This is a genomic window from Mesorhizobium sp. LjRoot246 (assembly GCF_964254115.1).
Lineage (GTDB): Bacteria > Pseudomonadota > Alphaproteobacteria > Rhizobiales > Rhizobiaceae > Mesorhizobium.
Window position 1 is genome coordinate 3,241,895 of sequence record NZ_CAXUSN020000001.1, and the last position, 13,216, is coordinate 3,255,110.

Genomic DNA, 13,216 nt, shown 5'->3' on the forward strand with positions numbered 1-13,216 from the left:
ACAGGGCGAGTGGAAAACAACATCGCGATAAAAGCAATCGGATTCCGACCGACGCCGCAGGGACGGGAACAGGCAGGCGACAGCCGATGACAGGGACTTCGCCAGCCGTCGTCGCGGCAAGCAAACTCGGACTGACTTTCCAGACCAATGACGGGCCGGTGCAGGCGCTGTCCAATGTCGATCTCACCATCGGCAAGGGCGAGTTCGTCTCCTTCATCGGGCCTTCGGGCTGCGGCAAGACCACATTGCTGCGCGTCATCGCCGACCTGGAGAAGCCGACCTCGGGGACGATTTCCGTCAACGGCATGACAGCAGAGCAGGCGCGCGAGAAACGTGCCTATGGCTATGTCTTTCAGGCTGCCGCCCTGTTTCCGTGGCGCACCATCGAGCGCAATGTCGGGCTGCCGCTGGAGATCATGGGCCTATCCAAGACGGAGCAGGCAGAGCGGATCAAGCGTACGCTCGACCTCGTCAACCTCTCGGGTTTCGAGAAGAAATATCCCTGGCAGCTCTCGGGCGGCATGCAGCAGCGCGCCTCGATCGCGCGCGCGCTGGCCTTCGATGCCGACCTCCTGTTGATGGACGAGCCGTTCGGCGCGCTGGACGAGATCGTGCGCGACCATCTCAACGAGCAATTGCTGGAACTGTGGGGGCGCACCAACAAGACCATCTGCTTCGTCACCCACTCCATTCCCGAAGCCGTCTATCTGTCGACGCGCATCGTCGTCATGTCGCCGCGCCCGGGCCGGGTCAGCGACATCATCGAATCGACGTTGCCAAAGGAGCGGCCGCTCGACATCCGCGAGACGCCTGAGTTTTTGGCGATCGCCGCGCGGGTGCGTGACGGGCTGCGGGCAGGGCATAGCTATGATGATTGAGGGGTGGCAGGACGAGGTTCCTCCTCTCCCCAGCGGGGAGAGGGTGGCCGGAGCGAAGCGGAGGTCGGGTGAGGGGGCGGCGCCGACGGATCCGACCAAGAGGAGGGCCGGGGCCACGGAGCGCGCCCGAAAGCTGCGGTTTGACGAGACCAAGGCCGAATACCGGCTTTGGGGCGAGTTACGGGGGCGTCACCTCAACGGCTACAAGTTCGTAAGACAAGTGCCACTCGGACCGTTCTTCGCCGACTTTCTCTGCCGTGAAAAAAGCTTGATCGTCGAAATCGATGGCAGCCAACATGCCGAGTCCCAGACTGACGAAAGCAGAACAACTTGGCTGAACAGCCATGGTTATTCTGTTCTTCGCTTCTGGAATCACGAGGTTCTGGCGGAACGGCGGGCGGTTCTGGATACAATATTAGCGGTGCTTGAGGGGCAGATAGACTCCCCCTCACCCGGCCTCCGCTTCGCTCCGGCCACCCTCTCCCCGTTGGGGAGAGGAGGGCGCCAGTCGGCTGAGGCCCACTGATGGATACCTTCCGCGACAAGCTCGTCCCCGTGACCTCCATCCTGTTGGGCGTGATCGTGCTCTGGTACGTCTTCGCCGTCATCCTCAACACGCCGTTCCAGCGCGATCTCGACCGCCGTGCCGGCGAAACGCCCGCGTTCAGCGAATTCATCGGCAAGACGCTGTCGCAGCCGAAGCCGACATTGCCGGCGCCGCATCAGGTGGCGGTGAATTTTTTTGAGAACACCTTCCTGCGGCCCGTCACCTCGAGCCGCAGCCTCGTCTACAATGCCTGGGTGACGCTGTCGTCGACGCTGCTCGGCTTTGCCTTCGGCACGGCGCTCGGCATCATCATCGCTGTCGGCATCGTGCATGTGGCGACGCTCGACCGCAGCCTGATGCCGTGGATCATTGCCTCGCAGACCATTCCCATCCTGGCGGTGGCGCCGATGATCATCGTCGTGCTGGCGGCGGTCGGCATCACCGGCCTGGTCCCCAAGGCGATGATCTCGACCTACCTGTCGTTCTTCCCGGTGACGGTGGGCATGGTGAAGGGCCTGCGCTCGCCCGAGATCATGCATCTCGACCTGATGCACACCTACAATGCCAGTCGCTCGCAGACCTTCTGGAAGTTGCGGGTGCCGGCCTCTGTGCCGTTCCTGTTCACCTCGATGAAGGTGGCGGTGGCGGCAAGCCTTGTCGGCGCCATCGTCGGCGAACTGCCAACGGGGGCGGTTGCCGGCATCGGCGCCAAGCTTTTGGCCGGCGCCTACTACAGCCAGTCCATCGACATCTGGTCGGCGCTGGTCGCAGGTTCGGTGGTGGCTGCCCTTCTGGTCATGGTGGTCGGCATTGCCGGGCGCCTCGTCGACCGCGCGATGGGCGGGAGGCCGGCATGAACTGGCTGAAACCCTCCTGGCAAGCGGTGCTGGCGGTCGTGCTGTGCCTGATGGCGGTCGCGCTCGGTGCGATGTCGAAGCCGGAAGCGGCAGCGTTTGCCGATCCGGCGGCCAGCATCAACTATCCCTATCTTGGAACCAAGGGCTTGATGTTCGGCCTGGCGGTGCTGGCGGCGCTGATCTCGATGACCAGGATTCCGCCCCTTGCGGAAGCGGCGGTGCTGTTTGTCGGCGCCCACCTCGTGGCTTGGCTGCTGATATCGGGCATTGCAGGTTTCGAAGGCACGGCGCTGGCGCCATATTTCCTGCTGCTCGCCGCCGCATGGCTGCTTGGCTGGCGCTGCGTGGCGGTGCTGTCATCGTTGCGCCCTTTCCCCAGTTGGGCACGGACGGGCTTGCGCCTGATCATCCCCGCCATCTTCGGCGCCTGGATACTGATCATCTGGGAAGCGGTGACGCGCGGCGCCGGCATTCCCTTCATCCTGTTGCCGCCGCCAAGCGCGATCGGCGCGCGCATCGCGAGTTCGCTGCCGGTGCTCGGCGCCGATGTTCGGCAGACCATCTTCAAGGCGGTGATCTTCGGCTATGTCGTGGGCAGCGGCGCCGGCTTCATCACGGCGGTGCTCGCCGACCGCGTGCCGTTCCTGCGGCGCGGCCTCTTGCCGATCGGCAATATGGTCTCGGCGCTGCCGATCATCGGCGTCGCCCCGATCATGGTGATGTGGTTCGGCTTCGACTGGCAGTCCAAGGCGGCGGTGGTCATCATCATGACCTTCTTCCCGATGCTGGTGAATACGGTCGCCGGCCTTGCCGCCTCCGGCCATATGGAGCGCGACCTGATGCGCACCTATGCGTCGGGCTACTGGCAGACGCTGCTGAAGCTCAGGCTGCCGGCAGCCGCTCCCTTCATCTTCAACGCGCTGAAGATCAACTCGACGCTGGCGCTGATCGGCGCCATCGTCGCCGAGTTCTTCGGCACGCCTGTCGTCGGCATGGGCTTCCGCATCTCGACCGAGGTCGGGCGGATGAACATCGACATGGTGTGGGCCGAAATCGCAGTTGCAGCACTTGCGGGTTCGGTCTTTTATGGCGTGGTCGCTCTTGTCGAAAGAGCCGTCACGTTTTGGCATCCCTCTGTCCGTGGTGGATAGGGGCGGTGGGTTTAGGGCACTAACTTCAGAGGGTAATAAAATGAAAAGACTGATTATTCCTGTTCTGGCCGGGGCTATGTCGCTGGCCGCGTTCCAGGCAATGGCCGCCGACAAGGTAACGTTACAGCTGAAATGGGTCACGCAGGCCCAGTTTGCCGGCTACTATGTCGCCAAGGCCAAGGGTTTCTATGAGGCCGAGGGTCTCGATGTCGAGATCAAGCCGGGCGGCCCCGATATCGCGCCCGAGCAGGTGATCGCCGGCGGCGGCGCCGATGTCATCGTCGACTGGATGGGCGGTGCGCTGGCCGCCCGCGAAAAGGGCGTGCCGCTGGTCAACATCGCCCAGCCGTTCAAGAAGGCCGGCATGGAGCTGGTCTGCCCGAAGGACGGCCCGATCAAGACCGAAGCCGACTTCAAGGGCCACACGCTCGGCGTCTGGTTCTTCGGCAATGAATATCCGTTCTACGCCTGGATGAACAAGCTCGGCCTGAAGACCGATGGCGGTCCGGACGGCGTCACCGTCTTGAAGCAGAGCTTCGACGTGCAGCCGCTGATCCAGAAGCAGGCGGATTGCATCTCGGTGATGACCTACAACGAGTACTGGCAGCTGATCGATGCCGGCTACAAGCCGGAGCAGCTGACCGTGTTCAACTACTCGGCCATGGGCAACGACCTGCTCGAGGACGGGCTCTATGCGTCCGAAGACAAGCTCAAGGACCCGGCCTTCGAGGACAAGATGGTGCGTTTCGTGCGCGCTTCGATGAAGGGCTGGAAGTACGCCATCGACAACAATGACGAAGCCGCAGGCATCGTCATGGATGGCGGTGGCCAGGACGAGAACCACCAGAAGCGCATGATGAGCGAAGTCGCCAAGCTGGTCGACAATGCCGACGGCAAGCTCGATCCGGCAACCTACGAGCGCACTGCCAAGGCGCTGCTCGACCAGAAGATCATCACCAAGGAGCCGACCGGCGCCTACACCACCGCGATCACCGACAAGGCTGTGAAGTAAGCCTAGTCGGCAACATCTCGATCTAGAGAACGGCGCCTCTGGATAAGCGGTTCTGCGTTTCAGCGAAACGCAGAACCGTTCTAGTGGTAAAAGCCTGACGCTTGGTTCCCACTGATATAGCGGGAGACGACCATAGGTCATAGCTTAGCTATAATTTGGTCGAGCGGTGCATCATACGGGAGCGCGCTTGCATATGATCGAAATCAACGAACACTGCGACAGTCTCAAAAGCCCAATAAATCTTTTCTCTCGTTCAGAGATTTTGTTGAACCCATCTGTGGTTCCAAATAGTTCAGGTTTATATGCTTGGTACTTTCGCTCCCTACCGAGTGATTTTTCTGCCTCCAAGTGCGTCACGAAAAATGATTGTTATCTCCTATACATCGGTATCTCACCAGAGAAAGTTACAAGCACTCAAAACCTTCGGAAGAGAATACTAACGCACCTTCGTGGAAATGCCGAAGGATCGACGCTGCGTCGAACGCTCGGAATCTTATTGTCCAAGAAGAGTGGATTTCCATTACGCCGTGTGGGTAGTGGCAACAGAATGACGTTTACTCACTCTGGAGAACAATGGCTCGACGATTGGATGGACGACAACGCCTTTGTTTGCTGGGAAGAGCACCCGGAACCGTGGCGGATTGAAAAAGAAATATTTCTCAGGACTTATTTGCCCCTTAACCTCAAAGGAAACAATCACAACAATTACTATCTTACGCTGAAAAGCTTCAGAAAAACAGCGCTGGCACAAGCGAGGTCAGAGCCGATAGCGTTGGAAGAAAACCGCCGCAAAGCTGAATTTCAGACAGATAGTGAGCGGCTTGTGGATTGAAACAGAATTATCTATTCTGTTTTTCTGCGATTGTCCCCACTCACTAGCGGCGGCAGGTGTCCTACGCTAGCAAAGTGTCAGGTTTTGACCACTAGCTCTCTGTTTTGACACAACTCCGGACGGAAAACCGTTTCACACTTTTCCCGGAATTGCTTTAGGTGTCAGAGGCGCCGTTCCTTTATGGTGTTCATGACGAAGCTGGTCTCGATCGAGGCGACGCATTTCAGCCGCGCGATCTTTTCCTTGATGAAGCGCTCGTACTGTTCGAGGCTTCCCGTCACCACCTTCAGCACATAGTCGCGCGACCCGGTGACGAGGTGGCATTCCAGCACCTCTTCCCAGCCGCGGATCGCGTCCTCGAACATGACGATCTCGTCTTCGTTCTGGCGGCTGAGCCGGATGGTGGCGATGGCGACCATGCTCCAGCCGAAGGCGGCCGGATCGACCAGCGTGGTGTAGCCCCTGATAATTCCGGTTTCCTCCAGCCGCCGCACCCGCCTCAGGCAGGGCGACGGTGACAGGCCGATCCGCTCGGCAAGCTCGTTGTTGGTGATGCGGGCGTCAGCCTGCAGCTCGCGCAGAATCCTGCGGTCGAAATCGTCGGCTATCTTCTGCTGCACTTTCGGGTTCTCCAAGCAATTTATTGCGGGAATGCAGCCATGCGAGCCGAAGAATAGCAAGGACTGGCGGATCGGGATCGCATAAATTGCTGCGACACTCCTCGAAAAAGGCAGGAAAGATCATGACCGCGCCACGCCCGTCGAAAACCCATATCGGCAATCACAAGCTCCATCCGGAGACGCTGATGCTGAGCTATGGCTTCGATCCGCAGCTTTCGGAGGGCGCGGTCAAGCCGCCGGTGTTCCTGACCTCGACCTTCGTGTTCAAGTCGGCGGAGGAGGGACGCGACTTCTTCGACTACACGTCCGGCCGCAAGGAGCCGCCGAGCGGCACGGCCTCCGGCCTGGTCTATTCGCGCTTCAACCACCCCAACAGCGAGATCGTCGAGGATCGGCTGGCAATCTATGAGGGGACGGATGCCTGTATCCTGTTTTCATCGGGCATGTCGGCGATTGCCACGACGCTGCTCGCCTACGCCCGCCCGGGTGACGCTATTTTGCATTCGCAGCCGCTGTATGGCGGCACCGAGACACTTTTGACGCGCACGCTCTCCGGTTTCGGCATCGGCGCTGTCGGCTTCGCGGACGGCGTGGATGAGACAGCGATGCGCACGGCCGCCGATGCGGCCGTCGCGAAAGGCCGCGTTTCGGTCATCCTGATCGAGACGCCGTCAAATCCGACCAACAGCCTGGTCGACATCGCGCTGATGCGCAAGATCGCCGACGAGATCGGCGCGAGCCAGGGGTCGACGCCAATCATCGTCTGCGACAACACATTGCTGGGTCCGGTGTTCCAGCGGCCGATCGAACACGGTGCCGACGTGTCGGTTTATTCGCTGACCAAATATGTCGGCGGCCATTCCGACCTGATCGCGGGTGCCGCCATGGGCAGCAAGGCGGTCACCAAGCCGATCAAGGCGCTGCGCGGCGCGATCGGCACGCAGCTCGACCCGCATTCCTGCTGGATGCTCGGTCGCTCGCTGGAGACGCTGTCGATCCGCATGGAGCGGGCCAACGACAATGCGCGCCTGGTCGCCGAATTCCTGCGCGATCACGCCAAGGTCGAGAAGGTGCATTACCTGCCGTTCCTGGGCGAGGACACGCCGGCGGGCCGCGCCTACAGGGCGCAATGCAGCGGCGCCGGCTCGACCTTCTCCTTCGATATCAAGGGCGGGGAGAAGGCGGCTTTCGCCTTCCTCAACGGGCTGCAGATTTTCAAGCTAGCGGTGAGCCTTGGCGGAACGGAATCGCTGGCCAGCCACCCCGCGGCCATGACCCATTCGGGCATACCCTTCGAGGTGCGCCAGCGCATCGGCGTGCTGGAGACCACCGTCAGGCTGTCTATCGGCGTCGAGCACCCGGACGATCTGATCGCCGACCTGACGCAGGCGCTGGCGGCGGTCTGACGGCTACCCCAAAAGCCGGACAGGACGGGCCATCGGATTTCTGTACGTCATCACAAACGCGTGTGGTGGGATACATTGTGCCGCCCAGCCGTTGCGTTGAAGCATACGCGCGTCGGGGAGACGTGACGGATGCGACATCCAATCGGAGGTTCTTCATGCGCACCCAATCCTTCTTACCGGCGCTGTCGGCGCTGGCCATTTCGACCGCTTTCCTGTTCGCATCGCCGGCCCTGGCAGCCATGGAAAAGTTCAAGGCAACGCTCGATGGCGGCCAGCAGAACCCGCCGGTCACCACGAAGGGCAAAGGCACGGCCACCCTCACATTCGACACGGCCAAGAAGAAGCTCAGCTGGAATGTCAAATATTCCGGCCTCGGCGGGCCGGCGACGGCAGCGCACATCCACGGCCCGGCGGCGATGGGCGAAAACGCTGGACCGGTCATTCCATTCAAGAAACTCAAGAGCCCGATCAAGGGATCGGAAACGCTGACCGATGCCCAGGCGGCCGACCTTGAGGCCGGCAAGTATTACGTCAACGTCCACACCAAAGCGAACCCGGACGGGGAGATCCGCGGCCAGATCGAGAAGGCGAAGTAGGGGGAGCCAACACCGGAGGTTGGCGGGACAGCGCCCCCCTCTGTCCTGCCGGACATCTCCCCCTCAAGGGGGGAGATCGACAGTCATCTTGGCTTTTGAAAAACAGCAGAGGTCTAAAGGAGGTCTAAGAGGGGGCGCCAGCAATGGAGCCGCTAATCTCTTCCCTTGAGGGGGAGATGCCCGGCAGGGCAGAGGGGGGCGCCGTAGAACTCGGCCTATGCCCTTAGCTCTCAAACCTTGTCGCGGATCTGGGTCATCGTCCGGGTCGGGGTGATCGCTTCGGGGTCGAGCCGGATTTCGACGATCGCCGGCTTGCCGCTGGCGCGGGCACGTTCGAAGGCGGGCGCGAAGTCCGCCGTCTTCTCGACCGTCTCGCCGTGGCCGCCATAGGCGCGGGCGAGGGCCGCGAAGTTGGGGTTCTTGAGATCGGTAGCGACGACGCGGCCGGGATATTCGCGCTCCTGGTGCATGCGAATGGTGCCGTAAATGCCGTTGTTGACGACGACGACGACGATCGGCAGGTCATACTGCACGGCGGTGGCGAATTCCTGCCCGTTCATCAGGAAGCAGCCGTCGCCGGCAAAGGCAACCACGGTGCGGTCCGGGAACAGTTCCTTGGCGGCGACTGCGGCGGGGGTGCCATATCCCATCGAGCCCGAGGTCGGTGCACCTTGCGTGGCGAAACGGCGGAAGCGGTGGAAGCGGTGCACCCAGGTGGCGTAATTGCCGGCGCCGTTGGTGAGGATGGCATCGTCGGGCAGCATCTTTTCCAGATAGTTCATGATCGGCCCCATCTGGACCGAGCCGGGGCCGCTTTCCGGTGGCGTCGACCAGTCGAGATAGGCGGCATGCAGCTTTGGCGTCTCGGCTGCCCAGACGGGCGCCGAGGCCGGCTTGCGCCTGGCGAAGGCTTCGACGAAGGCGGACGGCGAGGCATTGATCGCCAGTGTCGGCCGATAGACGCGGCCGAGTTCGCCGGGATCGGCATGGATATGCACCAGTGTCTGGTCGGGGTAGGGGCTTTTCAGCAGCGTGTAGTCGGAAGACGGCATCTCGCCCATGCGGCCACCGATGAGCAGGACGAGGTCGGCCTGCTTGATCGCTGTGGCCAGCTTCGGATTGATGCCGATGCCGACATCGCCGGCATAGTTCGGATGCAGATGATCAAACAGCATCTGGCGGCGGAAGGAGCAGCCGACCGGCAGCGACCACGCCTCGGCGATCGTGCGCATCCGCGCAACCGCCTCGGCATCCCAGCGCGTGCCGCCAAGGATGACGAATGGGCGCTTGGACTTGGCCAGCAGCTTTTCCAGCGCGTCGAGCTCGGCTTCGCCGGCCCGTGTTTCCACCGGTGTGTGCGGCAAGGCGATGGGCGCTTCGACGATGCTGGTCAGCATGTCTTCGGGCAGCGAGATCACCACCGGACCGGGACGACCCGACGTCGCCACGGCGAAGGCACGGGTGACGAATTCGGGGATGCGTGAGGCGTCGTCTATCTCGACCACCCATTTGGCGATGTCGCCGAAGAACCTCTTGTAATCAACCTCCTGAAAAGCCTCGCGCTCCTTGGCGTGGCTTGCGACCTGGCCGATGAACAGGATGACGGGTATCGAATCCTGCATGGCAATGTGGATGCCGGCCGAGGCGTTGGTGGCGCCGGGGCCGCGGGTGACGAAGCAGATGCCGGGTTTGCCGGTCAGGCGGCCGTGGCAATCGGCCATCATCGCAGCACCGCCTTCCTGGCGGCAGACGATGGTGCGGATCGCTGAATCGTGCAGCGCATCGAGCACCGCCAGATAGGATTCACCGGGCACGCAATAGATGCGGTCGGTGCCGTTGGCTTCGAGCGCGTCTACGATGAGTTGTCCGCCGGTCTTCATTGTCCAGACTTCTCCAGTTCGGCAAGGATTTCTTCGGTGTGCTCGCCCAGGCGCGGCGAGGGGCGCTCGTAGACCAGCGGTGTGCCGGACAGGACCATCGGTGCGCGCACCGACGGCAGAAAATTGCCATGGCCGTCGTCGAGATCGAGCCGCATGCCGCGCGCGATTGTCTGCGGATCGGCGAACATCTGGCCGATCGTGTTGATCGGGCTCGCCGGCACGCCGGCCGCTTCCAGCTTGGCCAGCAGCGGATCGCGGTCGAAAACCTTCAGCGCCTCGATCATGCGTTCGCGCAGCTTTACCCGGTTGGCGACCCGGGCGGGGTTGGTGGCGAAATCGGGATTCGCCGGCAGATCGTCCAGCCCAACGGCGGCGCAGAATTTGGCGAATTGGCCGTCATTGCCGACCGCCAGGATGATGTGGCCGTCCCGGACCGGCACCACCTCGTAAGGGGCGATGTTCATATGCGCATTGCCCATCTGCACCGGCGATTTGCCGGAGACCAGATAGTTCAAATTCTGGTTGCCGAGCGCCGAGATCTGGGTGTCGAAGAGCGCCATATCGATGTGCTGGCCTTCGCCGGTCTGCTCGGCGTGGCGCAATGCTGCCTGGATGGCGATGACCGAATAGAGGCCGGTGAAGATGTCCGAGATGGCGACGCCGGCCTTTTGCGGCTCACGGCCAACCTCGCCGGTGATCGACATCATGCCGGCCATGGCCTGGATGATGAAGTCGTAGCCGGCGCGCGGCGCATACGGACCATCCTGGCCGAAGCCGGTGATCGAGCAGTAGACGAGGCGAGGGTTGATCTTGCGCAGGCTGTCATAGTCGAGGCCATATTTCTTCAAGCCGCCGAGCTTGAAGTTCTCGATCAGCACGTCCGAAGCCGCGACCAGCCGGCGCACCGTTTCGGCTCCTTCGGGTGTCGAGAAATCGATGGCGATGGAGCGCTTGCCGCGATTGCAGGAATGGTAATAGGCGGCCGAAAGGTTCTCGCCGTCCTTGCCCATGACGAAGGGCGGACCCCATTTGCGGGTGTCGTCGCCGCCGTCGGGGCTCTCGACCTTGATGACATCGGCGCCGAGATCGGCGAGCAACTGCCCGGCCCATGGCCCAGCAAGGATGCGGGCGAGTTCGACGACGCGGACGCCTTTCAGCGGGGGTTCGGCCATAAATCACCGTGATTGCCGCAATCACTGCGATTGCTGCGAAGCAGAGCCTCTATCAAGCCCTGCAACGGCTGTCACGGCTCTTGCGATAGGCCAATCCGTCACGCTTTGAGGACATTGTCCGCCCAGGCAGCGAAATCATCCATGATGATGTCGCGATTCACCTCGTTCAGGCTTTCGTGGCGGGTGTCGGCGTAAACCTTTGAAACGAGATTCGAAAAGCCCATCGTGCGCATGCGATCAACAAGGTGGGTGATGCCTTTGCCATGGTCCGAGGCAGGGTCCTTCTCGCCACCGACGATGCTGACGGGAAGATCACGCCGGATGCCGGCAAAGCCGGCATCCTTGCCGCCGTTCAGCGCCATCGAGACCACATCGCGCCACATCGACACCGAAGCATCCCAGCCGCACAAGGGATCGGCGATGTATTTTGCCACCTCGGCCGCGTCGCGCGACAGCCAGTCGAACAGCGTGCGGTGGTTGGGCACCGCCTTGCCCCAGGCCCGGAAGGTGAGTTTCGGCAGCAAGCGCGATGGCACATCGGAGCCGAGCCGGAACCGCTCCCAGGCAAGAATGCCGAGCGCCAGCTGTCCAAGCGGGCCTTGGGAGAAATTGCCGTTCCAGATTGCGGCGGCATGGACGCGTGGCGAGTGACGCAACAGGAAGTTCAGCGCGACCGACGCACCCATCGAATGGCCAAACAGGATGACCGGTCTGTTTGGCCATTCGCTGGCGATGAGATCATGGATGGCGCCGACGTCGGCGATCACCTTGGCGGCGCCGTCCCTGTCGGCGAACCTGCCGAGCGGCGCGTCGGGCGCCTTGGTCGCGCCATGGCCGCGATGATCGTGGACATAGACATGGAAGCCGCGTTGGGCGAGAAAATCGGCGAAGCGGGCATAGCGCGCGGCGTGCTCGGCCAGCCCGTGGTTGATCTGAACGACGGCCCGTGCCTGGCCATCGGCTTGCCTGACGAAAAGATTGAGATCGGCGCCGGTCGGCGAGGCAACCACGCGCTGCTGGCTGAATGACATGCCGCTCGGTCTCCAGGCTCCGGCCGCCGCCGTGGCGCCGGCCTTGTTTGCGCCGGCGCCGGTTTTGCGTCAATCCGCCCTGCCTGCTTTTCCGCGACGATGTTTCTTGCGTTTGGCCAGCAAAATATCGCAATTCTGACATGGAGACAGCTTCAGTCTGTCGCCCACTTCTTCAGCCGGGGATTTTCCATGCGCATTGCTGTCGTTTTCGGATTGGCCATGTTGGCGGCGTCGCTGGCCGGGGTGGCGCGTGCCGACGTCAAGATGAGCGGCAGCTTCGTCGCCGACGCTGCCTGTCCGGCAACGCAAGCCATCAAGAACGGCAAGAACCCCGGCAATGTCTCGACCGATGCCGGCAAGAGCTACCAGCTGGTCGCCGGCAACAAGGACGCGCCGACGCACTACCTCATCCTGGTGCCGGGCGCAGATCCGGAGCGCCGCTGGGTGAAGGTTTCCTGCGGCCATTTGTCTGGCAGCAGCGCGGCGACGGTGCCGGCCGCACCGGGTGGACAAGGCAAGCCGGCGGCCTCGGGAAAGCCCGAATATGTCTTCGCGCTGAGCTGGCAGCCGGCCTTCTGCGAAACCAAGTCGAACAAGACCGAATGCAAGGCGCAGAGTGCTGGTGATTTCGATGCGACGCATTTCACCTTGCACGGGCTGTGGCCGCAGCCGAACGGCAATTTCTATTGCCAGGCGACAGCTAGCGACAAGGCCAACGACAATCCAGCTCACTGGAAGGACCTGCCTCCGGTCAACCTCGACGCCAACACCCGCACGGAGCTCGATCAGGTCATGCCGGGGACGGCTTCCCAGCTCGAGCGGCATGAATGGATCAAGCACGGCACCTGCTACGGCAAGAGCCAGCAGGACTATTTCTCCGACGCGCTCAATCTGATGCGCGCCGTGAACAGCTCGCCGGTGCGCGATCTCTTTGCCAAGAACATCGGCGGCAAGCTGACGGCAGACCAGATCCGCGGCGCCTTCGACACTGCCTTCGGCGCGGGAGCAGGGGACCGCGTGCGCGTGTCCTGCGTCATCGATCCGTCGAGCGGCAGACGGCTGATCGGTGAGCTGACGCTCGGCCTCGCCGGCCCGATCAGCCCGAACAGCTCGCTCAAGGATCTGCTGCTGGCGTCGGTGCCGACCAACAAGGCCGGTTGCCCGACCGGCACTGTCGACGCGATCGGCTTCCAGTAAGGGCGGCTGAACGGTCGCCAGACCGCATGAGCAGCAT

13 protein-coding genes are annotated in these 13,216 nt (G+C 62.3%); 9 read left to right on the top strand and 4 right to left on the bottom strand.

Annotated features, from left to right (window positions below):
* Nucleotides 1-86 precede the first annotated feature (86 nt).
* The 6 genes from ACSQ3L_RS15650 to ACSQ3L_RS15675 all read left to right on the top strand — a co-directional run bounded on the left by ACSQ3L_RS15650 (nt 87) and on the right by ACSQ3L_RS15675 (nt 5,277).
* Nucleotides 87-878, top strand: coding sequence for an ABC transporter ATP-binding protein (locus ACSQ3L_RS15650; RefSeq protein WP_436160772.1), 792 nt, complete (start codon nt 87-89; stop codon nt 876-878).
* Nucleotides 871-1,404, top strand: a complete 534-nt coding sequence (locus ACSQ3L_RS15655) for an endonuclease domain-containing protein (protein ID WP_436163455.1) — start codon at nt 871-873, stop codon at nt 1,402-1,404. The genes ACSQ3L_RS15650 and ACSQ3L_RS15655 overlap by 8 nt, the downstream gene beginning before the upstream one ends.
* Nucleotides 1,404-2,282 carry an ABC transporter permease gene (locus ACSQ3L_RS15660; protein WP_436160773.1) on the top strand — a complete coding sequence of 293 codons (879 nt, stop codon included), beginning with the start codon at nt 1,404-1,406 and terminating at the stop codon, nt 2,280-2,282. The genes ACSQ3L_RS15655 and ACSQ3L_RS15660 overlap by 1 nt, the downstream gene beginning before the upstream one ends.
* Entirely contained in the window at nt 2,279-3,433 is a 1,155-nt protein-coding gene (locus tag ACSQ3L_RS15665; RefSeq protein ID WP_436160774.1) for an ABC transporter permease, read from the top strand. Before ACSQ3L_RS15660 ends, ACSQ3L_RS15665 begins: the two co-directional genes overlap by 4 nt.
* Before the next feature lie 40 nt (nt 3,434-3,473).
* Nucleotides 3,474-4,445, top strand: coding sequence for an ABC transporter substrate-binding protein (locus ACSQ3L_RS15670; RefSeq protein ID WP_436160775.1), 972 nt, complete (start codon nt 3,474-3,476; stop codon nt 4,443-4,445).
* 193 nt (nt 4,446-4,638) lie between these two features.
* Nucleotides 4,639-5,277, top strand: coding sequence for a GIY-YIG nuclease family protein (locus ACSQ3L_RS15675; RefSeq protein WP_436160776.1), 639 nt, complete (start codon nt 4,639-4,641; stop codon nt 5,275-5,277).
* Between the two features lie 161 nt (nt 5,278-5,438).
* Here ACSQ3L_RS15675 and ACSQ3L_RS15680 read toward each other — a convergent pair whose 3' ends face one another.
* Nucleotides 5,439-5,897 carry an Lrp/AsnC family transcriptional regulator gene (locus ACSQ3L_RS15680; RefSeq protein WP_436160777.1) on the bottom strand — a complete coding sequence of 153 codons (459 nt, stop codon included), beginning with the start codon at nt 5,895-5,897 and terminating at the stop codon, nt 5,439-5,441.
* A 122-nt stretch (nt 5,898-6,019) separates the two neighbouring features.
* On the opposite strand from ACSQ3L_RS15680, the gene ACSQ3L_RS15685 reads away from it, so the two are divergent.
* Nucleotides 6,020-7,303, top strand: a complete 1,284-nt coding sequence (locus ACSQ3L_RS15685) for a cystathionine gamma-synthase family protein (RefSeq protein ID WP_436160778.1) — start codon at nt 6,020-6,022, stop codon at nt 7,301-7,303.
* Between the two features lie 155 nt (nt 7,304-7,458).
* Nucleotides 7,459-7,899 carry a CHRD domain-containing protein gene (locus ACSQ3L_RS15690; protein ID WP_436160779.1) on the top strand — a complete coding sequence of 147 codons (441 nt, stop codon included), beginning with the start codon at nt 7,459-7,461 and terminating at the stop codon, nt 7,897-7,899.
* A 230-nt stretch (nt 7,900-8,129) separates the two neighbouring features.
* Here ACSQ3L_RS15690 and ACSQ3L_RS15695 read toward each other — a convergent pair whose 3' ends face one another.
* The 3 genes from ACSQ3L_RS15695 to ACSQ3L_RS15705 form a co-directional block, all read right to left on the bottom strand.
* Nucleotides 8,130-9,779, bottom strand: coding sequence for a thiamine pyrophosphate-binding protein (locus ACSQ3L_RS15695; RefSeq protein WP_436160780.1), 1,650 nt, complete (start codon nt 9,777-9,779; stop codon nt 8,130-8,132).
* The gene (locus tag ACSQ3L_RS15700) at nt 9,776-10,951 is read right to left on the bottom strand and encodes a CaiB/BaiF CoA transferase family protein (RefSeq protein ID WP_436160781.1); all 1,176 of its coding nucleotides are present in this window, start codon (nt 10,949-10,951) and stop codon (nt 9,776-9,778) included. Before ACSQ3L_RS15700 ends, ACSQ3L_RS15695 begins: the two co-directional genes overlap by 4 nt.
* Nucleotides 10,952-11,049: 98 nt before the next feature.
* The gene (locus ACSQ3L_RS15705) at nt 11,050-11,982 is read right to left on the bottom strand and encodes an alpha/beta fold hydrolase (protein WP_436160782.1); all 933 of its coding nucleotides are present in this window, start codon (nt 11,980-11,982) and stop codon (nt 11,050-11,052) included.
* 189 nt (nt 11,983-12,171) lie between these two features.
* Between ACSQ3L_RS15705 and ACSQ3L_RS15710 the strand changes: the two genes are divergently transcribed.
* The gene (locus ACSQ3L_RS15710) at nt 12,172-13,179 is read left to right on the top strand and encodes a ribonuclease T2 family protein (protein WP_436160783.1); all 1,008 of its coding nucleotides are present in this window, start codon (nt 12,172-12,174) and stop codon (nt 13,177-13,179) included.
* Nucleotides 13,180-13,216 lie beyond the last annotated feature (37 nt).

Bases quoted from the DNA above. Each gene is read 5' to 3' on its own strand.
- ACSQ3L_RS15685 (WP_436160778.1), top strand. From the start codon at position 6,020: ATGACCGCGCCACGCCCGTCGAAAACCCATATCGGCAATCACAAGCTC.
- ACSQ3L_RS15705 (WP_436160782.1), bottom strand. From the start codon at position 11,982: ATGTCATTCAGCCAGCAGCGCGTGGTTGCCTCGCCGACCGGCGCCGAT.
- ACSQ3L_RS15695 (WP_436160780.1), bottom strand. From the start codon at position 9,779: ATGAAGACCGGCGGACAACTCATCGTAGACGCGCTCGAAGCCAACGGC.
- ACSQ3L_RS15700 (WP_436160781.1), bottom strand. From the start codon at position 10,951: ATGGCCGAACCCCCGCTGAAAGGCGTCCGCGTCGTCGAACTCGCCCGC.
- ACSQ3L_RS15665 (WP_436160774.1), top strand. From the start codon at position 2,279: ATGAACTGGCTGAAACCCTCCTGGCAAGCGGTGCTGGCGGTCGTGCTG.
- ACSQ3L_RS15690 (WP_436160779.1), top strand. From the start codon at position 7,459: ATGCGCACCCAATCCTTCTTACCGGCGCTGTCGGCGCTGGCCATTTCG.
- ACSQ3L_RS15710 (WP_436160783.1), top strand. From the start codon at position 12,172: ATGCGCATTGCTGTCGTTTTCGGATTGGCCATGTTGGCGGCGTCGCTG.
- ACSQ3L_RS15655 (WP_436163455.1), top strand. From the start codon at position 871: ATGATTGAGGGGTGGCAGGACGAGGTTCCTCCTCTCCCCAGCGGGGAG.
- ACSQ3L_RS15660 (WP_436160773.1), top strand. From the start codon at position 1,404: ATGGATACCTTCCGCGACAAGCTCGTCCCCGTGACCTCCATCCTGTTG.
- ACSQ3L_RS15670 (WP_436160775.1), top strand. From the start codon at position 3,474: ATGAAAAGACTGATTATTCCTGTTCTGGCCGGGGCTATGTCGCTGGCC.
- ACSQ3L_RS15650 (WP_436160772.1), top strand. From the start codon at position 87: ATGACAGGGACTTCGCCAGCCGTCGTCGCGGCAAGCAAACTCGGACTG.
- ACSQ3L_RS15675 (WP_436160776.1), top strand. From the start codon at position 4,639: ATGATCGAAATCAACGAACACTGCGACAGTCTCAAAAGCCCAATAAAT.